Genomic DNA, 20,631 nt, shown 5'->3' with positions numbered 1-20,631 from the left:
CCGGGCCATGGACGGAGCCGTGACGGAGCTCGACCGCGCCAAGCTGCTGGCGGCCCGCTACCGCGCCGCCGTCGACCGGCCGTATCTGGCCTCCGCCCTGTACGCCCTGACGATCGTGCCGAGCGGCCGGGTACCGACCATGGGCGTCGACCGGCACTGGCGCTGCCACGTCTCGCCGGCGTTCGTCGAGGCGACCCCGGTCCCGGAGCTCGCCGGCGTCTGGATCCACGAGGTGGCGCACCTGCTGCGCGACCACCACGGGCGAGCCGGCCGGCTCGCCGCGGAGCTGCAGCGCGACCACCTGCGGATCAACATCGCGCAGGACTGCGAGATCAACGACGACCTTCTCGCCGACGGGCTGGCGTTGCCCGCCGGGCGGGTCGCACCCGGCGACTTCGGCCTGAAGGCTGGCCTGCTGTTCGAGGAGTACCTGCCGCACCTGCCCGAGTACCTGATCGAGTTCGACTGCGGTTCCGGAGCGCACGGGCACTCCTGTGACTGGGAGATCGGCGACGGAGTGCCCGCCGTGAGCCCGGTCGAGGCCGAGGCCCTGCGCCGCCACACCGCCGAGGCCATGCGGGCGCACGAGCGGAGCCGCGGGCGGCTTCCGGCGGGCTGGCAGCGCTGGGCCGAGCAGGTGCTGGAGCCGGTCGTCGACTGGCGTACCGTCCTTGCCGGGGCGGTGCGCGAGGCCGTCGCCTGGGCGGGCGGCGCGGTCGACTACACCTACCGCCGCCCGTCGCGCCGGACGGCGGCGCTGCGCGGGGTGGTGCTGCCGAGCCTGCGCCGGCCGCTGCCGCGGGTGGCGATCGTCATCGACACCTCCGGCTCGATGGGCGAGGACGACCTGGCGGCCGCGCTCGCGGAGGTCACCGGGGTGCTCCGCGAGGTCGGCGTCCGGGGGAACCGGGTCACCGTGCTGGCCTGCGACGCCGACGTGCACACCGTGTCGCGGGTGACCTCGGCGGAGCAGGTCGAGCTCGCCGGCGGGGGCGGGACCGACATGCGCGTCGGCGTCCGCGCGGCGCTCGCCGCCCCGGACCGGCCGCACGTCGTGATCGTGCTCACCGACGGCTACACGCCCTGGCCGGAGGAGAACCCGTCCTGCCGGCTGATCGGGGCGCTGATCGGCCACGCGCCCCCGGCTCCGCCACACTGGGTCGAGACCGTACGCATCGGCGACCGTTCCGCGGGGGGCCGTTGACCGCCGCCCGCCCCGAGCCCTGCAAGAGGGGGTGAACCCGCGCGGCCCGGCCGGCCGCGACCTCGCAGTGGATGCCGAGACTCCCGACGGGACGAGCCCGCGCGGCCCGGCCGGGGCGTCACTCGTGGCTGCCGGTGCGCTCTCCGAGGAACGTCAGCAGCGCCGGATCACCCGACACGATCCGCCCGACCTCCTCCCCTCCGTCGCACTGGCACAGTGAGATGGTCACCTGTTCCGCGTCGCGTGACACGACGCGCCACACGGCGCCGAACTCCTCCCAGCGCCGCAGGACGGCGACGGGATGGTCGGCGCCGCTGCCGCCGGGACCGGTCGAAGAGGACACCTGTCCATCATGCGCGTCGGCTCCCCGAGACGGAAACCCGCGGGCGTGCGCCCCGGGGCCGGTCCGGCGGTACGGCCCGCCGCCCCTCGGGACACCCGCCCCTCGGGACACCCTCCCCTCAGGACACTCGCCCCTCAGGACACCCGGGACGGCGCGGCGGTCCACGTGTCGCAGGCGGCGGGGGAGACCGCGCGGTAGCCGCGCTCGAACCAGCGGACCCGGCTGGCGCCGCTGCCGTGGGTGCGGTGGTCACCCTCGTCGCCGCTGGCGCGGATCGCCTCGGACAGCGCCTCCCAGTCTTGCCCGGTGCGCGGCAGGGAACCTCGTACGCTGCCCAGGAACACGCCTGACAGGCAGTCCGCCTGGAGTTCGTAGCGGCGGCCGAGCTCGGCCTGACGGGTGCGGTCGGAGCGGACGCGGGCCTCGTAGTCGTCCCTGATGCCGGTGAGGCTCTGCAGGTGGTGGCCGTATTCGTGAGCCGCCACCTTGAGGGGGTACAGGTCGGTCCGGTCCTCGATCCAGTGGCCGGTGAGGGGGAACACCAGCGTGGCCTTCTCCGTGCAGTAGAAGGCCGCCGCGTTGACGGGCCAGCGCACTCCGCACACGCGCCGCTCGGGTTCTTCGTAGAAGCGGACCGTGGGCGTGCGGAACCTCAGCCCGGCGCGGGCGAAGTGGGCGGACCATGACGTGTTCAGGCATTTCACGGCCGCCGCGAGGTACTCGCGCGTCCGGGGGATGCCCCTGTCGATGATCGGCGGTTCCGGGCACGAGGTGACCGCCAGCTTGCCGGTCTTCACCAACGACTTCTTGGGCGAATCGGCCTGTGCGGTTCCGGAGGGCAGGGCGGTGAGGAACACGGTCACCAGGAGGGCCCATCGGGTGACGGCGGCCGGGCGTCGGAGCGGCCGCCGGGAACCGGCGCCGGACGGGAGGAAGCGCATGATCGGACAGCTTAGAGCCGATCCGGGGCCCGGCCGTCACCCGGCGGGCGGCAGCGGACCCCGGCGGGTTCCGCGGAGCCGTTCGAGCCGGCCCTCGCGTGTTCCCCGGGCGGCCCCGGCGCATCGCGGGCATGGACGGCCGCGCCGGTGACCCGCCTCCGGTTCCTGGCGGGGGCCGGAGCGGCCGCCCGCCAGGACCTCGTGCCGAGGGGTCAGCCGCCGATCTTGCCGACCCCGGCGCCCGCGGTGACGATCGCCTTCACGGAGTTCGGGTCGTCCAGGGTGTAGCTGTAGTAGGTGCTGGGCTCCTCCACGCTGCCGCTGCAGTCGGGCTGGCCCGATTCGTTGACGAACACGTTGTTGCGCGCGACGCACCTGCCGTCCGGGCCGGCGTAGGAGTTGGTCACCGGCTCCTCGACCCGGTCGAAGTAGTTGCCCTCGACCATGCACCCGGCGTCGGCCTGGCAGGCCACCCCGGTGTCGGTGTTGTAGTAGTAGTAGTTGTTGAACACGTGCACCGGCTCACCGAACCGCACCCGCGGGTTGCGCTGCGGCGTCTGGTCGAACCAGTTGTGGTGGTAGGTGACCTTCAGCCGGCCGACGTCCTGCGCGTCGTTGTTGTCGTCATGGCCGAGCAGCATGTTCTTGGTGTGCTTGTGCAGGTGGTTCCACGACACGGTGACGTAGGACGAGCCGCGCTTGATGTCGATCAGCCCGTCGTACCCGCAGCACAGGTCGTTGTGGTCGATCCAGACGTGGTGGGAGAACATCTGCACGTTGATCGAGTCGTCGGTGGCGTTCCGGAACGACAGGTTGCGGATGATGACGTTGTGCACGGCGTTCGCGGGCGGCGAGGTGACCGCCGCGTCGAGGGGGAGGCCGATGTTGAGCCCGCCGCCGCTGATGCCGGCGTCGGAGCCGACGCCCACGATCGTCTTGTCCGAGGCGACGTTGTGCATCCCCGCCGGAACCGTGATCATCCCGCGCACGCAGATGTTCAGGGGCCCGCTCTGGCCGATCGCGGAGATCAGCTCGCTCGCCGTGTCGACCTCGACGGTCGGGCCACCCGCGCCTCCCGTGGTGCCGTTCTGGCCCCAGGCGTTCACCGAGGCGAACCCGGTGGGAGCACCCGAGGTGGGGCAGGTACCCGTGGGCGGCGGTGTGACCGTGGGGCTGGTCGGCGGGTTGCTCGGCCCGCCGACGTCGGTCACCAGCACGTCGTCGAACGAGGCGCTCGCGTAGTAACCGGAGAGGCCCACCTTGCCGGAGGCGAAGGTGGCGTCCGTCGCCGTGACGACCTCGACGTTGTTGACGAAGCCGCGCAGCGTCGTGCCGAACGCCTCCAGCCTGAGGGTGTACCACGTGCCCGCGGTCACCGTCGCCGGAGCCGAGGCGAGGGTCGTCGGGCCGCCGCTGGTCCGCTTGCCCAGGACGACCGAACCCGCGTTGCTCAATCCGAGGAAGTAGTAACTGCTGGTGCTCTGCGCCCTGGCCAGCACCGCGACGTGCCGGCCGGCGCCGTTGAACGCGGTCGGCTTCACCCGCGCCTGCACCGCCTGGTCCGACCATCCGGCGCCGGCCACCGCGCGGGCGTCCGCGCCGGTGCCGGACTGCCGGTAAACCTGGGAGCCGTCGGCGGCCACCGACCAGCTTCCCCCGGACTTCGACCAACCCGTGGCGTTACCGTCCTCGAAATCGTCGCCGAACAGCGTTGCGGCGAACGCGCTGGGCACCGCCAGCAGCGCCATCGCCCCGAGCACCATGACGGCGAGGGCCGCCGCGAGCGCGGCGAGCAGTGAGTTGGCGCGGAGCTCTTTCCTTCTGCGCACCGTGGAACCTCCAGTTCCGTCAGTGCCGACCGGGCCGTGCTCCGGCCCGGTCGGACCATGGCCTTGCGCCGGGGCCCGAACCGGTGACGTCGGCGTGGCCGCGCTCCGCGGTCACGTGCCGGCATGGCCGGAGGCCCTGGCGAACGGTGTCCGCCGGGCGTCGCCGGAGCCCGTCCGCCACCGCCGGCGCAGGCCTTGGACAGGGTCAGGCCTCCGCCGGAGCACGTGCGGACGGGTCCCGGGCGGCGCCCGGGGATGAAGGGTGGGAAAGCGCTATCCAACTCTTTTCGCACTTGTACGCCCCCGGTAAGGGACGGGTCAAGCGCCGAGTTCGTCCCCGTCCGGGCGGCAGCCCGGCCACCCGCCCGGCGGGAACGCGTTCTTCCAGGTGAGAACCCGTCCGCCCGGGTGGGACGTAACGCGAAAATTTCCCCGCGAACACGCGGAGGTTTCCCGGGGCGGCCCCGTCGCCGGGGCGGTACGGCCCGGCGGGCGGGTGGCGCCCCCGCCGGGCGGCCCCACCGCCTTCGACCGTTCGGTGAGCGCCCTCTGCGCCGGCGTCGCCGTCGCCCCCCGCCGGGCGCCTCGACGCGCTTGCCGCAGGCGGCCGAGGGCGGGTTGCGGGTGCCCGCCGGCGCCGGCTACGCCTTCGCCGACGCGGGCAGGCACTCATCGGCTACGCCGCACGGCACGCCGTAGGGCAAGATCACCAGCACCTTCCGCGGGCCGCCGGACAGCGCCGTCGGGCTCTCCCGGGAGCGCGCCGACGTCGCCCGTCACCGGTGGTTCCGGGCACTCCCGCCGCGGCCGTCGCCCGCCGTCGTCTCGCGCGCCGCCCAGTCCAGGAGTGCCCGGGCGGTCTGGAACCGCCGGCCGGAGACCGTCTCGCCGAGGATCACGCCGACCAGCCGGTGGTTGTGGCTGTCGGCGGCGAAGGCCAGGCTGTAGCCCGCGGCGCGGGTGAAACCCGTCTTCAGGCCGAGCGCGCCCGGTGAGCCGAGCAGCTTGTTGGTGTTGTGCCAGGTGTAGGCGCGGTGATCGGCTGTCCTGGGGGTCGTGTGGCGCCGGGTGGAGGTGATCTTCACCAGGGCCGGGTTGCGCAGCGCGATCTCGGCCAGCCGGGTCTGGTCCCGCGCGGTGGAATAGCCCTCGCCCTCGGGGGTGGGCAGCCCGTCGGCGTTGAGGTACCTGGTGTCGCGCATCCCGAGCTCGCGCGCGGTGGCGTTCATCTTCGCGGTGAATCCGGCGACCCCGGGACCGTAGGCGCGGGCCAGCGCGTGGGCGGCGTCCGCGCCCGAGGGAAGCATCAGGCCGTACAGGAGGTCCTCGACGGAGAGCCGGTCTCCCACGCGCAGGTACGCGCTGGTGCCTCCACCGGCCTGTGCGTACCACACGTCCTCCGGCGTGATCGTGACCGTGTCCGTCGGCCTAGCCTCCCTGAGCACGATGTATGCGGTCATCACCTTGGTCAGGCTGGCCACCGGCATTCGCCGGTCGGCCCCCTTGCTGAGCCTGACGTCGCCCGTCGAGGCGTCGACCAGATAGGCCGCGCGTCCGAGCACCGCCGGTGCCTTGCTGCGGGCGGCCTCACCGCCGGCGGGCGGGGTCAGCGGGAGGAGCGTCCCGGCGCCGGTCTGCGGGGCGCCGGTCTGCACGGTGGCGGCGCCGGTCTGCGGGGCGCCGGTCTGCACGGTGGCGGCTTGCGCGGTGGCGGCACCGGAGGCCACGGTACCGACGGCGACGACGGCGCCCACGAGTGCGTGACCCAGCCGGTTCTTCGGGAGACCCAGCCGGTTCTCCGGGAAGTCCGGGCGGTCCGGGGAGAGGTTCAGGCGGTTCTTCGGGGAGGAGGCAAGCCGGTGCTTGGGCATGATGGGTTGGTCCTTGCTTCCATGCCGCCTACCGGGTCAGCTGACGGGTTCGGGCTGGGAAGTGCCCTACGGGGCGCAGCTCGGGGGCTGGCGCTCCGATTCACCCCGAAGGGATGGGTCCCCGGCTCCGCGAGGTGCGGATTCGGCGGCCGTGCGCCGTCCCGGCGGGAAGGGCCCGCCGGGGACACACGGTCCGGGCAACGAAACGGCAACGGGTGCGGCCGGATGGTCGTGCCTGCGTCTGCCGCGATTCCCTAGAAAGTAATATAACCGCACATAAATCCGCAAATGGGACAAAAGGTGCCGCGTCTTGTCGTGCGCGGGGACCGGCGGCCCGGCCTGATCCCCCCGAACCCCGCGTCGCCCCGCCACCGCGGAGAACGGATCGCCCGCTCCGGGCCGCGTACCCCTCCGACGGGCCCGGAGCGGGCGTCGCCTTCCGGCGTCCTACTCCTCGGAGCCGGTCTCCTTCGCGAGCTTCACGGGAGGTCCGGCGGGCTGGCGTCTTTCCCGCGCCCGGTCCGCCCGCTCGTGCTTCAGGACCGCCCGTACGCCGAGCAGGAAGACAGTGGCGACGATGGCGGGAGGCGCCAGAGCCGAGACGATCTCGTACATGAAGATCACCGCTTGTGTGGGATGAGAGGCGAGGCTGCTCCAAGGATACGGTTCCGTGCGGGCGGGTTGCCCGGCGAGGCGGGGTGATCGCGTCTGCGCCGCGGCCCGGACAGGGGAGACGTTGACCGGCGGTCGCCCGGCGGGGCCGCCGCAGCCGCCGGCCCTCCGCGCCGACGCGGCTCGTACGCCGCCCGGGGCGCCGGAAACACGCCCGGATTCCCCGCCCGGCCGGTGCGCGGTCCTTCGGGGAGCGGAGGAGCCGCCGGCGGCGCGTACCCCGCGCCCGGTGACGGCTTACCCCGCGCGGGCCGACCCGGGCCGCCAACGCGATGGTAAGGATGGCGTCAACGGAGCGCCGGATGGTAATCCTCGACATGGCATAGGTGATCAAGGGAATGACCGCGTTCGGGTGAGGGGACGACGTGCGTGTTGAGGATCTGTCCGAGGCCGAGCTCCGGGTGTGGGAGGCCTTTCCACACGGGGAGGAGGTCGACTTCACGACCGGGGATCCGGCAGAGGACGACCCGGCGGCGGGGGCTGCCTGGGGCGCGGAGCGGACGGTCCGTGGCCGGGTGATCGCCGCTCTGCTGATGAGCGAGGAGGCGCCGCGGTCGCACCGGATCCCGGCGATGAGGCTCAAGGGGGCCCGGATCACCGAGCGGGTGGACCTCGCCTACTCCACGGTCCGTCACTCGGCTCGGTTCCTGTCGTGCTTCTTCGAGCGGGATCCGAGCCTGTACTGGGCCCGGTGTTCGCAGCTGAGCTTCAAACGCTCTCATCTGCCGGGTCTGTCGGGATCCAACGCGCAGATCGACGGGCACCTGCGGCTGGAGGCCTGTGTCTGCACCGGCCTGCTGGAACTGCGGGGAACCCAGGTGACGGGAAGCCTCACGCTGAGCCACGCGCGGGTCGGCGCGGTCGACTGCGACCGGCTGCAGGCGGGCCGCGGCCTGTCCGCGATCGGGCTGAGAGCCGTGGGCCAGGTCCGGCTGTCCGACGCCCGGGTGACCGGCACTGTGATCATGGATGAGGCGCGCTTCGCCCCGGCCGACGGCCCGGCGCTCGTGCTGGACGGGCTGGTCGCCGACGGCAGTGTCTTCTGCCGGTGGATGAGGGTCACCGGGATGGTCAGAGCGCGCAACACCCGGGTGACCGGGCCGTTCAGCTTCACCGGAAGCACGATCGCCCATCCCGGTCGGATGGCCCTGCTCGGTTCCCGCATCACCGCCGAGGGCGGACTGTACCTGGGCAGTGGATTCACCGTGACGGGCATCGTACGGCTGGCCAACTCCCGGGTCGATCGGGAGCTCAGCCTGGACGGCGCCACCCTGACCCATCCCGGCGGGGACGCGCTCCAGGCCGCCGAACTCCAGGTCGAGGGCACCCTCGAGGCGCGCGAGCTCACCGCGTGCGGCCGGGTGGACCTGTCGCAGGCGCGTATCGCCGGGTCGCTGAACCTGACCGGCGCACAGCTGACCACGCCGGATTCGAGCCCGGCCGGCAGGATCGCCCTGGACGCCGGCGGCGTCACGGTCGGAGGCGGGCTGTCGTGCTCCGGAGGCTTCCGGGCGGAGGGCGAGGTCCGGCTCGCCGACGCGCATGTCGGCACGTTCGCCGACTTCGGTGGTGCCCACCTGGCCAATCCCGGCGGCAGGGCACTCGACGCCGCCGGGGCGAGCATCGGCGGCGGCCTGGAATGCGGGCACGGCTTCACCGCCGAGGGCGAACTCACACTGACCGGCGCCCGCGTCGGCCGGCGCCTGTCCCTCAACGGCGCCACCCTGTCCGCTCCCGGGGGCAGGGCGCTGGCGGCCTGGCAGCTGGAGGCCCGGGAGCTGGATCTGCGGCCGGTGAAGGCCCCCGAGGGCGTCGTGGACCTGCGGCACGCCAGGATCGGCGTGATCCGTGATGACCCCGCCACCTGGCCAGCGTGCCGCCAGGACGGCCTGACCTACGACGCCCTGGACCCGATGCCGCCCGCCGCCGAACGGCTGGCCTGGCTGCGGTCCGGCCCGGACGGATACGTGCCGCAGCCGTACGAGCAGCTCGCCACCACCTACCGGCGGCTGGGCCACGACGTCGACGCCCGTACGGTCCTGCTGGTCAAACAGCGACGCCGCCGCGCCGGGCTCCCGCCGTACGCCCGCGCCTGGGGCCTGCTGCAGGATGTCACCGTCGGGTACGGTTACCGCCCGGTCCGCGCCGCCCTGTGGTTTCTGGCCCTGCTGGTCGCCGGCGCCGTCGTGTTCGCGGTGAACAGCCCGCCCCGGGCCAAACCCGGTGAGGGCCCCGCGTTCAACGCCGTCGTCTACGTTCTGGATCTGCTGTTCCCGCTGATCGACTTCGGGCAGGAGAAGGCATTCCAGCCCGCCGGTGCCACCCAGTGGGTCGCCTACGGCCTGGTGATCGCGGGCTGGGTGCTGGTCACCACCATCGCCACCGGCATCACCCGTGCCCTGTCCCGGCAGTGAGCGCCCGCGTCACGAAACGCCGCCGCCGAGCGCCGCGGGTGGTCCCCCGAACCGCCCGCGGAGGCTGCCGGTGGAGTGACCTCCTCCTGTCCGTCCCCGGACACGTCACTCAGTCGTGCGGCGGAGCTCCCTCCCGTCGCTCTCACCCCCGCCCCCGGTGCGGGCATCGTGGAGTTCGAGCAGGTAGGGCGGGCCTATCCGCTGTCCCACCACGACTTTGAGCGTTCCGCCCGCCACCACGCCGCATGCCACGACCGGGTACTCTCCCGCCCAGTCCGCCGCCTGCCGTCCGGTGTCCAGGTCCCAGACCCGGACCGTTCCGTCGTCGCCGCCGCTGATCGCCCGGCGCCCGTCGGGGGTCACGGTCACCGCGTGCACCGCGCCGGTGTGGCCGGTCAGTGTGGCCCGCTGCCGTCCGGTGTCCAGGTCCCAGACCCGGACCGTTCCGTCGTCGCCGCCGCTGATCGCCCGGCGCCCGTCGGGGGTGACCGTCATCGCGTGCACCGCGCCGGTGTGGCCGGTCAGTGTGGCCCGTTGCCGTCCGGTGTCCAGCTCCCACACCCATATCGGCCCGTGGCCCCCGACGACCACCCGGCGCCCGTCCGGGGTCACCGCCACCGCGAACACCCCGCTGGTGTGGCCGGTCAGCGCGGCCCGCTGCCGTCCGGTGTCCAAATCCCAGACCCGCACCGTCTCACCGCCGCTGATCGCCCGGCGCCCGTCGGGGGTGACCGCCACCGCGTGCACCCAGCCGGTGTGGCCGGTCAGTGTGGCCCGCTGCCGTCCGGTGTCCAGGTCCCAGACCCGCACCGTTCCGCCGTCACCGCTGACCACCCGGTTCCCGTCCGGGGTCACGGTCACCGTGTGCACCCAGCCGACGCGATCGGTCAGCACGGCCCGCTGCCGCCGGGTGTCCAGGTCCCAGATCCGGATCGTCCCGTCGTCGCCGCCGCTGATCGCCCGGTTCCCGTCCGGGGTGACCGCCACCGAATACACCCGGCCGGTGTGGCCGGTGGACACGGTCCGCCGCTGCCGGGTTCCGAGGTTCCAGACCCGGATCGTCCCGTCGCTGCCGCCGCTGATCGCCCGGCGTCCGTCGGGGGTGACCGTCACCGAGCACACCTCGCCGGTGTGGCCGGTCAGCGTGGCCCGCTGCCGTCCGGTGTCCAGGTCCCAGACCCGCACCGTCCTGTCGCCGCCGCCGCTGACCGCCAGGCGCCCGTCGGGGGTGACCGCCACCGGCCCCACCCAGCCGGTGTGGCCGGTCAGCGCGGCCTGCTGCCGTCCGGTGTCCAGGTCCCAGACCCGCACCGTCCTGTCGCCGCCCGTGCTGATCGCCCGGCGTCCGTCGGGGGTCACCGCCACCGCGACCGCGTCGGTGTGGCCGGTCAGCACGGCCCGTTGCCGCCCGCTTCGCAGGTCCCAGATCCGGATCGTCCCGTCGCCGCCGCTGCTGACCACCCGGCTCCCGTCCGGGGTGACCGCCACCGACGGCACCGCCCAGCCGCCGTGGTCCGCCCGCATGGCCCGCCGCCGCCCGCTTCGCAGGTCCCACACCCATATCGGCCCGTGACCGCCGCTGACCACCCGGCTCCCGTCCGGGGTGACCGCCACCGAATACACCCAGCCGCCGTGGTCCGCCCGCATGGCCCGCTGCCGTCCGGTCTCCAGGTCCCAGATCCGGATCGTCCCGTCGCCGCCGCCGCTGACCACCCGGCTCCCGTCCGGGGTGACCGCCACCGAACTCACCGTGCCGGTGTGGCCGGTCAGCGCGGCCCGCTGCCGTCCGGTGTCCAGGTCCCAGATCCGGATCGTCCCGTCGCCGCCGCCGCTGACCACCCGGCTCCCGTCCGGGGTGACCGCCACCGACGGCACCGCCCGGCCGCCGTGGTCGGTGAGCACGCCCTCCAACGCTCCCGTCGTAGGCGTGAGCACGGGACCCGGCGCCGTCAGCCATGGCCCGGGCAGGTCATCCGAGGCGTTCCGGACCGTCCACGCGGCGACGGCGGGATCGCGATGACCGTGGAGCCGGTTGGTCAGCTGGACGCGGACCCGGTCGGGATCGGCGGTGACCACGGGGGCCGACAGCCGCAGGGCCCGCACGATGTGCGGGGACAGGGTGTCGTGTGCGTACCGGTAGTCGGAGACCAGCTCCGGCAGGACTCCATGACGCAGGCGCGCGCGGATCCACGGCACGTCGGCCAGCAGGGCGTGGAGTTCGTCATGCCGTCCGGCCGCGGCGAGATGACCGGCGAGCGCGGAGCCCAGGTAACGGTCGGCGGCGGAGCCGGTCCAGCCGTCCGGGTAGGTCTCGCGATAGCCGTCGAGCAACCTGTTGTGGGCGGCGACGAGCCCGTCGGGCGTCAGCCGCCGCGCCATGACGTCGTACTGCAGGCGGTGCGCGACATACCAGCCGTCCTCGGGGCTGCTCAACAGGGAACGGCCCACCAGGCCGGCCAGCAGCTCGCCGGTCCGCGGCCCGGACATCTCCGCCCCCCAGACCGCCTGGACGGCCTCACGGGGGAACGGCCCCCGGCCGGCGAAGACGGCCAGTTGCGCGTATCCGGCCCGGTCCGGTGCCGGGAGCTCGTCGACACTCGCGCCGACCGCCGCGAACAGGGCGTCATGGTGGTACCGCGGATCCAGTTCCGCGCGGATCCGGGCCGGGTCGCGCTCGATCAACGCCAGGACGTCGGTGTAGGAATGACCGCGGGCGACCATCGCACCCGTGATCGCCACGCCCAGGGCCAGGTTCCCCACCCGCGCGCACAACCGGTGTGCCTCCGGCGGCAGCTCTCCGACCGGTTCCCGGGTCCAGGCCCCCAGCAGCCGCAGAGCCTGGTCCCGGGTCAGCTCGCCCACCCGGACCTCGGCGGCGTCCATGGCCTCGGCCAATCCGGACAGGCGCGTGGTGAACAGCACCCGGCAGGTGTCCGGCAAGACCTCCACCGCGTCCAGCGGGCCCCGATCCCGTACGCCGTCCAGAGCGATCAGCAGCCGTTTACCGCGGAACGCCGCCGCCAGCGTGTCCCGGCCCCGCGCAAGGGTGGCGAATCCCCGCCCGGTGGCCGCCAGGCCGGACCGCCGCCCGATATCGGCCAGGAGCGTCACCGGGTCCTGCTCGGGCCGGACCTCCAGCCGGATCACCCCGTCGGGGAAACGGCGCCGTACCCGCCCGGCCCCGCAGACGTCGGCGGCCAGGGCGGACTTCCCGGACCCGCCCATCCCGACCAGGGCCACCGGCCGCCTCTTCCCCGCCCGGCCGGTCACCAGGCGGATGACCTCGGTGGACAGTCCGGGGCGCTTGACGTACCGCCTGGGCGACATCTGCGTGGTTCAACCCCTTGCCGGTCTGTGGGGCCGGACCGGTTCGCGGCCCGGCGGAGGGACATGGACGACCGAGGTCAACCCTAGGCCCGCCGCGAGATCTCGCCGCCACCACCACGACGACGGCAGGCGGGACACCCGAGCCGCGCCTGCCGCGGCCGGCATGTCCACCACCGCGGGACCGGCCGGGATCGGGCGGTGCGACCTCAGGTGACGATCAGCATCGCGGTGAGCAAGTAGACGGTGATGGAGACCAGGTCCTGGACGACCGTCGCCAGCGGGCCGGAGCCGAAGGCGGGGTCGCGGCCGAGGCGGTTGAGCGCCCACGGGAGCGCCATGGCCAGCACCGACGCCACCGAACAGGCCGCGAACAGGGAGACGGCCGCGGTCAGCGCCACCCGGGGGTCGCCGTACAGCAGGGCGAAGGGGAAGAAGGCCAGGGCCATGGCGGCGCCGATGATGAGACCGGTGATGCTCTCCCCGCGGGTGAGGCGGCGGATGGACACGCCCACGGACAGACCGCGCACCACGACCGCCTCGGTCTGCGTGCCCACCGCGTCGGCCATGTAGACCACACCGGGCAGGAAGAAGGCCAGGGCGACGTTGGCGGCCAGGCGTTCCTCGAAGGAGGCGACGATGCCCGCCGACATCATCGCGCCGAGCAGCCCCAGCAGCAGCCAGGGCATCCGGTGGGCGAACCGCCTGCCGATGGACTCCTCGGCCGCGCTCCCGGCCGCTTTCGACCCTCTCAGGTAGCCGCCGAGCCGGGCCATGTCCTCGTCGTGCTCCTCGAGCAGGACGCGCAACAGCCGGCGGCGGGGGACCAGACCCTTGAACCTCCCGGAGGGATCGACGATCGCCAGGCTGCTCTCGCCGTGTTGCACGGCGTGCCAGGCGGCGATCTCCTGATCCATGCCGGGGGCCACGACCGGCGGATCGCGATCGGCCAGCTCGGCCAAGGTGGCGCCGGGATCGGCGGCGAGCAACCGCTCGACGCTCACCAGGCCGTAGAGACGGCCGTCGCCGTCGCCCACCACGATGTCGGAGGCGCTGTCGAAGCGTCTGCCGAGCATCCGGGTCCAGGCGTCACCCGCTTTCGTCGCGGGGGCGAACACCGGTACGGCGGTGACGGCGTGCTCGCCCGCCTTACCGGTGAACTCTTCACGTGTTCCGGTGAACGGGGAAGTCGTCGTGACTCCTCCACCCTCTGCGGGGCGGCTTCTCGTCCCCCTTCGCGGAGGGGGACGACAACCACACCCTGACCGTTCCGAACGGGGGAATCATAGCGGAGAGGTCGCCCATCCCTCCCGTACGTCCGCGGCCACGTCGACGGCGATGCTCTTCTCCCTGAAGCGCGCGCGGCCGTCGTCGTCGACACCCACCACGTCGGCGTAGGTTCCCCAGCCGAGCACGGACGCCGGTCCGACCGCCGTGTAGAGGAAGTAGGAGTCGACACGCACCTCGCCCGGTGCCGTGTGCGTCACCCGCTGGTTCACGACGAAGTGTTTCTTCGCCGACGGATCGGCCACCTCGAGGGCGTGCCGGAAGAACGCCATCACGGCCTCGCGGCCTTCGCACGTCTTCGGGCCCGCGCGCAGCACGGCGTCGCCGGTGAACAGGTCCGCGAGCGCGTCGAAATCCTTGCGGTCGAGGGCGAGCGCGTACTTCGCGGTGAGCGCCCTGGCCGCCTCCGCGGTCTCCAGGCGCCGCAGCCGCGCCGTCAGAGCGGCGATCTCGTCATCCGTCGACATGGTCACGGCTTTTCTCTCCTCCGCGTCCCTCGGGGCAGCCACCAGTGAGGCCCAATCAATATACATAATTAGCATTGATGTGGGTGTGGTGGCGGAGTACGGCCGGCGTCCGTGACACCGGCCGTTCCCCGGGGAAGGAGCATCCGGATGAGGAGACGGCAGGGTCCGGGGGCGGACCCCGAGGCGGTCGGCCTTCACCCGGCCGCCGCGCGTGGGGCCGCGACGGTCACGTCCTCACCCGGCGAGCGGCCAGGCGCCCGGGGTCGGGCCAGCGCACGTCGTACGCCCAGCCCGCTCGCTCAAGCCAGCGGATCACCCGGGCGCTCGGGTCCGGCTGGCCCCCGAGCACCCCGTGGCGGGCGCAGGTCGGCTCGACGTGATGCCAGTTGTGCCAGCCCTCACCGAGGGTCAGGAACGCCACCCACCGGACGTTGGACGACCGGTCCCTGGTCCTGAAGGGACGCTCGCCGAAGGTGTGGGCGATGGAGTTCACCGACCAGGTCACATGGTGCACCACGGCGTAGCGGACCAGCCCGCCCCAGAAGAGGGCGGTCCACACACCGGTCCACGACATCGCCCACAGTCCTCCCGCCGCGGCGGGGAGCAGGAACGAGAGCGCCGCGACGGCCGGGTAGGCCGCGTCGAACCGCCGGACGTCCGGATCGGTCAGCAGGTCCGGCACCCAGTGCTGCCGGCTGGAGCGATGACGCGCGGTGTAGAACCAGCCGACGTGGGCGTGCGCCATGCCGCGCAGCAGGGCCAGGCCGCTGTCGCCGTAGCGCCACGGTGAGTGCGGGTCGCCGGGCCGGTCGGCGTACTTGTGGTGGCGGCGGTGCTCGGCCGTCCACAGCGTGATCGGGCCTTCGAGCGCCATGCCACCGGCCAGCATGAGCGCGATGCGCAGTGGTCTGCGGCACTTGAAGGCGCGATGGGTGAAGTGCCGGTGGTAGCCGATGGCGATGCCGAAGATGCTGACGAGATACATGACGACGGCGATGACCACGTCGCGCGGGCCGATTCCCCACCCCCAGACGGCCGGGACCGCCACGGCCAGGATCAGCACGGGCAGTATGACGAGGACGATCAGGTAGGCGGTGCGGCGCCCGGCCGGGACCGCCACGGTCTCGGCCGGACCCGGCTCCGGCCGGCCCGGCGGGAAGGCCGACGTGGTCATGGTGCCTCCCCGAGATCGGTGAGGACCGCCCGGTCCGCGGCCCGGCCATCCATTCAACGGCCGGCCGGCCGGATTGCGGCAGTCACCTCAGAGTGATGTGTCGGTTACTCACAGGATCCAGAACAATGCGCTTGGTAGCCATCCTGAAGCGATGCGTCACCTGCCTAGATTGTGACCACGGAAAGTGATCGTCTCCGCTCGCCATGGCTTCAGCGGTCGGTTCACACATGAGACGGAGGGTCCTACGGCATGGCTGTTGTCGATCGAGCGACTGCGGGCGACCATCTGGAACGGTACGACGCGGCCATGGCGCGTGATCCGATGTCCGCGCTCACCCTCGTCCGGGAATGGATGCGCACGGACTGGCGTGCCTTCTTCGCCGAGCTCCGTCAGCACAGACCGGTCTTCGTCACGCCCGCCTTCACCGTCGTGACCCGTTTCGCCGACGTCACCGAGGTGCTCTCCCACGAGGAGGTCTTCACGGTCCGGGCCTTCGGGCCGCGCCTGGAGGCGGCCCTGGGCGGACCGTTCATGCTGTCGAGGGACGCGACGCCGATGAACTGGCGGGAGAAGGGGCTGATGCAGGTCATGCTCCCTCCCCAGGACGCGGCGGACGTACGCGGGCTGGCGGGGCGGATCGCGGACGAGGCCCTGGACGCCGCGGCGCCGCGAGGGCGGATCGAGGCCGTCGGCGAGCTCTTCCGGCACGTCGCCCTGCGCGTGTGCGGCGAGTACTTCGGCTTTCCCGGACCCGATCCGGCGACCCTGTCCCGGTGGACGAGAGCAGTGATCACCGACGGTTTCGCCAACTTCCAGGGCGACCTGGAGATCCAGGCCGAGTCGGTCCGCGCGGGCGGGGAGATGCTGCGCTACCTGCGCGGGCTGCTCGCCGAACGCCGGGCCGCCCTGGAGGCCGGACGGGTGCCGCCGGACGACGTCTTCACGCGCCTCATCCGTACGACCCTCCCGGCGGGGGTGGACGTCGGCGACGAGCGAATGCTGATCAACATGGCGGGACTTCCCCTCGGTTTCGTGGAGAGCGGCCCGGGAGCCATGACGGAGGCCGTGGAGCAGATCATGCTCCGCCCCCGGGTGCGGGCGGAGGCCGCCGACGCCGCCGCGGAGCCGGATCCGGCGCGCTTCGACCGCTACGTCTGGGAGGCGCTGCGGTTCAACCCGTTCTTCAAACTGCTTCCGCGGGTGTGCGAGCGCGACCACGTCCTCGCCGCCGGCACCCCGCGCCGGACGGTCATCCCCGCCGGGACGTTCGTGCTCGCCGCACCCGCCTCGGCCATGTTCGACCCGGACGTGGTGGAGGAGCCGGACGAGTTCCGTCTCGACCGGCCGGGGCACCACCGGCTGTACTTCGGTCACGGCCACCACGCGTGCCTCGGCGTGCACCCTGCCAGGGTCGTCATCTGCGAGGTCGTCCGCCGGCTGCTCCGGCGCCCCGGGGTGCGCCTGCTCCCGGCGCCGGAGGGCACGATCGTCCGCGCCCACGGCGTCTTCCCCGACCGGTTCGTCCTCGGACTCGGCCGGGACGGTGAGGAGGCGTGACGGTGGCGTCCGGCAGAACGAGTGCGAGAAGCATCGCGACCGACGGCGCGGCCAACCGCGTCAGGTTCCTGGCCCTGACCCGCGGACGGCCGTTCTGGGACCTCGCGCAGCGCGTCGGGCCGGTGCGACGGCGCCTCAACGCCTCCCTGATCGACCACGCGATCCGCGAGATGCCGCCGCGGCCCGAGCCGCTGAGCACCATGGCCGACTACACGTCGTGGGCCTCGCTGACCGACCGCACGTTCAGCGGGCGCCATCTGCCGCCGGTCGCCGGGGACCAGGACGGCCGGCCCACTCCCGAGCGCGCCGCGGACCTGTTCACCCGCGGCGACGCCATGATCCCGTGCCCCCGGTCCACCGTGCTGTTCGCGTACTTCGCCCAGTGGTTCACCGACGGGTTCCTCCGCGGCGACACGAACGTCCCCCGCGACCCGCGCAAGAACAGCTCGAACCACCACATCGACCTGAACCAGCTCTACGGGCTCGACGAGGCGGCGACCGCAGCCCTCCGGACCTTCGACGGCGGGCTGCTCAAGAGCCGGCTCGTCAACGGAGGGGAGTTCCCGCCGCCCCTCTGCGAGAAGGGCCGGATCAAACCCGAGTTCTCCGCGCTGAGCGTGATCCGCTTCGCCGAACTCACCGACGCGCAGCGCGACACCCTGTTCGCGACGGGCAGCGACCGCGGCAACATCCAGATCGGCTTCACCATGCTCACGGTGCTGTTCCTGCGCGAGCACAACAGGGTGGCCCGCCTCCTGGCCGAACGCCATCCGCGCTGGGACGACGAACGCCTGTTCCAGACCGCGCGCAACATCCTCATCGTGCTCCTCATCAAGCTGGTGGTGGAGGAGTACATCAACCACATCACGCCGTACCACTTCCGCTTCACCCTGGACCCGCGGCTCTCCACCACGCTGGCCCGGGCGTCCTGGCACCGGGAGAACTGGGCCTCGGTGGAGTTCAACCTCGTCTACCGCTGGCACAGCCTGATCCCCTCCACCCTGGCCGTGGGCGGCCGGGAACTCCCGATGGCGGAGACCCTGGTCGGTGGCGCGCTCATCCCCGGCCCGGGGCTGGGCCGGCTCTTCGAGGACGCCTCACGGCAGCGCGCCGGCCGCATCGGCCTGTTCAACACCGACCCCGTGCTGCGGGCGGTGGACGTGGACAGCATCGCCGACTCACGCGCGCTGAACCTGGCCCCCTACAACAGCTACCGTGAGCACTGCCGCTTCCCCCGCGTGCGCCGCTTCGAGCAGGTGTCCGGCGACGCCCGGGTGAGCGGGGCGCTCCGCGAGCTCTACCGGAGCGTGGACGACCTGGACCTGTACGTCGGCCTGTTCGCCGAGGAGCCGGGAGCCCCGAACGCCATTCTGCCCCCGCTCCTCACGAAGATCATCGCCATCGACGCCTTCTCGCAGGCGCTGACCAATCCGTTGCTGGCGCCACGGGTGTTCAACGCCGAGACGTTCTCCCCGACCGGGATGGAGATCATCGCCACCACGCGGACGCTCTCGGACGTACTCCACCGCAACGTCCCCGAAGACCCGCGGCCGCGCTTCGTGAGCCTGACCCGGCGGGAGGAGCGGTGAACGGCGGGGAGGCCGTGCGGGAGAGCGGCGGGGAGGACGATCCGGCCGCGGTCGCGAAGCTGCTGCGCGCCGCGGCCCGCGAGCTGGCCGACATCGGGGTGGCGATCCGGGAGGCGTCCGCCCACGCCACCGCGGCGCTCACCGCAGGTGCCGTGCTCGGCGCCCTGCCACGCGCCCCGGCGGAGGGGTGCCGGGCACAGCGTGCCCTGCTGCGCGCGGTGACGAATCCGGACGGACTCGGGTACGCGCTCGCCGGCGGCCGGCTGGGCGGCCTCGCGGCCAAGCTCGGTGCCGTGGCGGGCGCGGAGAGCCTGGCCGTCCTCGTCGTGGCGACCTCGCTGCGGCTGCGGATCACCGCCGTGACCCTGGACCATCCGGAGCTGGTCGACGACCCGCTGCTGGGCAGGCTCATCGAAGCGGCCGGCGGCGACCGCGACCTCGCCTCGCTCCGGGCCTTGCGCGCCCTGCTGAAGGACCGCGGCGCGGTCCGCACCCTCAGCCAGCTCGCCCCGGTCTTCGGCGAGGTCCTCGCCCTGCGGGCCCTGCTGGACGAGAACCCGCTCAACGACACCGCCGCATGGCTGATCGCGACCGGGAAGGGGTACGCCAGCGCCGATCCGATCACCGGCCTGAGCAACAGGGCCATAGCGGTCCTCGACACGGGGGAGGGGGCCGCCCGCCGGGTGGAGCCGGACCCCGCCGAGCTCGCCCGGCTGGGATCGGAGGGATCGTTGCTCGACTTCCTCCGCAACATCGGCGTCGTCGGCACGACCGGGCGGATGCTCATCCAGAGCGTGGCGGGCCCGGACGGCGTGGTACGTCACGTCGTCCAGGCCCCCGGCATGAGACTCGGCCACCCCGACAACGACTCCCCGCAGGATCTGCTCGGCGCCTTCAGCAGTGCCGTACTGGACAGCAACCCCTACAGCCGCGCGCTGCGCAGAGCCGTCGAGGACTTCGGCGTCCCGCCGGGCGCCGAGCTCGCCCTGATCGGGCACAGCGCCGGCGGCGCGGCCGTCATGAACCTGGCGCAGGACGCGGAGTTCTGCGCCCGCCACACCGTCACCCACGTCGTGGCCGTCGGGTCGCCGATCGACTTCAAGAAACCCGCGGACCCGCGGACCTGGGTCGCCAGCGTCACCAACCAGCACGACATCGTCCCCACCCTGGACGGGCAGGGCGCGGGCGGCTGTTTCGACCTGCATCCCGACTGGTACGTCGTCGACTACTTCGACTCGACCCACCTGTTCCCGATCTGCCACAGCATCGAGCACTACACCGCCAACCTCACGGACGACCTGCCCGAGGCCCGCGACCGGATCGACCGGCGGCTCGCGCCGTACCGGGGCCGGGTCATCCGCTCGCAGGTCTACCGGTTGTTCGACCAGGCTCCCCGCCCCGGGGGCCCTACCTTCCGCCCCTTCCGCCGCGCGCCGGGACGCGGGACCGGGGCCGGACGCGTCCCGAGCCGCGGCTGATCACCGGGCGGACGGCTCGTCCATGACGCGGCGCCCCCGGGAACCGGGCCTCGACCACTCCCGCCCCTTCCCACGCCCGTCACGACCCGCCAGACGCTCCGGGGCACGGACGTCCCGGAGCGGGCCACCCCGTCGAAGGAGCATCCGGATGTCCGCCGTCCCCGAAGCGATCGCCGCCCACGCCGAGGTCCTGCGCTCCGACGCCCGCGTTCTCGCCGAGTGCGCCGAACGCCTCCGCGAGATCGGGGACCGGCTGGGCGGCGCCGCGCCGGACTGGCTGCGGGAGACCGTGGACGCCCACATCGCCGCCTGCGCCGCGGCCTCCGGTGATCTGGCCGAGGCCGCGGCCCGGCTGCGCGTCTACGCCGACCGGGCGGGTCGCCGGCGCGCCGGCGCGTGAACCGGACAGCCCCGTCACGCACCACCGGTGCGGCCGGTCCGCCGGCGGGCCGACCCGGCGCCCGGGGCGCGGGCGTCACCG

At 73.1% G+C, this 20,631-nt stretch carries 15 protein-coding genes and 1 riboswitch; of the genes, 6 read left to right on the top strand and 9 right to left on the bottom strand.

The annotated features are described in order from the left end of the window. The first annotated feature begins 19 nt into the window (after positions 1-19). Entirely contained in the window at positions 20-1,204 is a 1,185-nt protein-coding gene (locus ABD841_RS25445; RefSeq protein ID WP_344976778.1) for a vWA domain-containing protein, read from the top strand. A gap of 118 nt (positions 1,205-1,322) precedes the next feature. Here the strand turns inward: ABD841_RS25445 and ABD841_RS25440 are convergent, their stop codons facing one another. The 5 genes from ABD841_RS25440 to ABD841_RS25420 all read right to left on the bottom strand — a co-directional run bounded on the left by ABD841_RS25440 (position 1,323) and on the right by ABD841_RS25420 (position 6,803). Beyond that, positions 1,323-1,547 (bottom strand): hypothetical protein, encoded by a 225-nt coding sequence (locus ABD841_RS25440; protein ID WP_344976775.1) that lies wholly within the window; start codon positions 1,545-1,547, stop codon positions 1,323-1,325. 134 nt (positions 1,548-1,681) lie between these two features. After that, positions 1,682-2,488: a neutral zinc metallopeptidase gene (locus ABD841_RS25435; protein WP_344976772.1), complete on the bottom strand. Its 807-nt coding sequence runs from the start codon at positions 2,486-2,488 to the stop codon at positions 1,682-1,684. Positions 2,489-2,700: 212 nt separating this feature from the next. After that, positions 2,701-4,317, bottom strand: coding sequence for a pectate lyase family protein (locus tag ABD841_RS25430; protein ID WP_344976770.1), 1,617 nt, complete (start codon positions 4,315-4,317; stop codon positions 2,701-2,703). A 776-nt stretch (positions 4,318-5,093) separates the two neighbouring features. After that, positions 5,094-6,188: a D-alanyl-D-alanine carboxypeptidase family protein gene (locus ABD841_RS25425; protein WP_344976768.1), complete on the bottom strand. Its 1,095-nt coding sequence runs from the start codon at positions 6,186-6,188 to the stop codon at positions 5,094-5,096. A gap of 10 nt (positions 6,189-6,198) precedes the next feature. Then, a riboswitch (cyclic di-AMP (ydaO/yuaA leader) is annotated at positions 6,199-6,346 on the bottom strand. A 289-nt stretch (positions 6,347-6,635) separates the two neighbouring features. Further along, positions 6,636-6,803 carry a hypothetical protein gene (locus ABD841_RS25420; protein WP_344976765.1) on the bottom strand — a complete coding sequence of 56 codons (168 nt, stop codon included), beginning with the start codon at positions 6,801-6,803 and terminating at the stop codon, positions 6,636-6,638. A gap of 422 nt (positions 6,804-7,225) precedes the next feature. Between ABD841_RS25420 and ABD841_RS25415 the strand changes: the two genes are divergently transcribed. After that, positions 7,226-9,274 (top strand): hypothetical protein, encoded by a 2,049-nt coding sequence (locus ABD841_RS25415; protein ID WP_344976762.1) that lies wholly within the window; start codon positions 7,226-7,228, stop codon positions 9,272-9,274. A gap of 105 nt (positions 9,275-9,379) precedes the next feature. On the opposite strand, the gene ABD841_RS25410 is transcribed toward ABD841_RS25415, so the two are convergent. The 4 genes from ABD841_RS25410 to ABD841_RS25395 all read right to left on the bottom strand — a co-directional run bounded on the left by ABD841_RS25410 (position 9,380) and on the right by ABD841_RS25395 (position 15,526). Then, positions 9,380-12,601 carry an NB-ARC domain-containing protein gene (locus ABD841_RS25410; protein ID WP_344976759.1) on the bottom strand — a complete coding sequence of 1,074 codons (3,222 nt, stop codon included), beginning with the start codon at positions 12,599-12,601 and terminating at the stop codon, positions 9,380-9,382. A gap of 206 nt (positions 12,602-12,807) precedes the next feature. Then, on the bottom strand, positions 12,808-13,716 hold the full coding sequence (locus ABD841_RS25405; RefSeq protein WP_344976756.1) for a magnesium transporter: 909 nt from the start codon (positions 13,714-13,716) through the stop codon (positions 12,808-12,810). Between the two features lie 165 nt (positions 13,717-13,881). Further along, positions 13,882-14,352, bottom strand: a complete 471-nt coding sequence (locus tag ABD841_RS25400) for a nuclear transport factor 2 family protein (RefSeq protein ID WP_344976917.1) — start codon at positions 14,350-14,352, stop codon at positions 13,882-13,884. A 226-nt stretch (positions 14,353-14,578) separates the two neighbouring features. Further along, positions 14,579-15,526 carry an acyl-CoA desaturase gene (locus ABD841_RS25395; protein WP_344976753.1) on the bottom strand — a complete coding sequence of 316 codons (948 nt, stop codon included), beginning with the start codon at positions 15,524-15,526 and terminating at the stop codon, positions 14,579-14,581. A 249-nt stretch (positions 15,527-15,775) separates the two neighbouring features. On the opposite strand from ABD841_RS25395, the gene ABD841_RS25390 reads away from it, so the two are divergent. The 4 genes from ABD841_RS25390 to ABD841_RS25375 all read left to right on the top strand — a co-directional run bounded on the left by ABD841_RS25390 (position 15,776) and on the right by ABD841_RS25375 (position 20,550). Further along, entirely contained in the window at positions 15,776-17,083 is a 1,308-nt protein-coding gene (locus tag ABD841_RS25390; RefSeq protein WP_344976750.1) for a cytochrome P450, read from the top strand. Between the two features lie 2 nt (positions 17,084-17,085). After that, the gene (locus tag ABD841_RS25385) at positions 17,086-18,672 is read left to right on the top strand and encodes a peroxidase family protein (RefSeq protein ID WP_344976747.1); all 1,587 of its coding nucleotides are present in this window, start codon (positions 17,086-17,088) and stop codon (positions 18,670-18,672) included. Then, a complete protein-coding gene (locus ABD841_RS25380) occupies positions 18,669-20,150 on the top strand; it encodes an alpha/beta hydrolase family protein (protein WP_344976744.1) in 1,482 nt (493 codons plus the stop codon). Before ABD841_RS25385 ends, ABD841_RS25380 begins: the two co-directional genes overlap by 4 nt. A 148-nt stretch (positions 20,151-20,298) precedes the next feature. Next, positions 20,299-20,550 carry a hypothetical protein gene (locus ABD841_RS25375; RefSeq protein ID WP_344976741.1) on the top strand — a complete coding sequence of 84 codons (252 nt, stop codon included), beginning with the start codon at positions 20,299-20,301 and terminating at the stop codon, positions 20,548-20,550. The last annotated feature ends 81 nt before the right edge of the window (positions 20,551-20,631 follow it).

The organism is Streptosporangium fragile (assembly GCF_039534445.1).
Lineage (GTDB): Bacteria > Actinomycetota > Actinomycetes > Streptosporangiales > Streptosporangiaceae > Streptosporangium > Streptosporangium fragile.
Note: the sequence above shows the minus strand (reverse complement) of the source record. Positions and strands in the feature narration are given on the sequence as shown.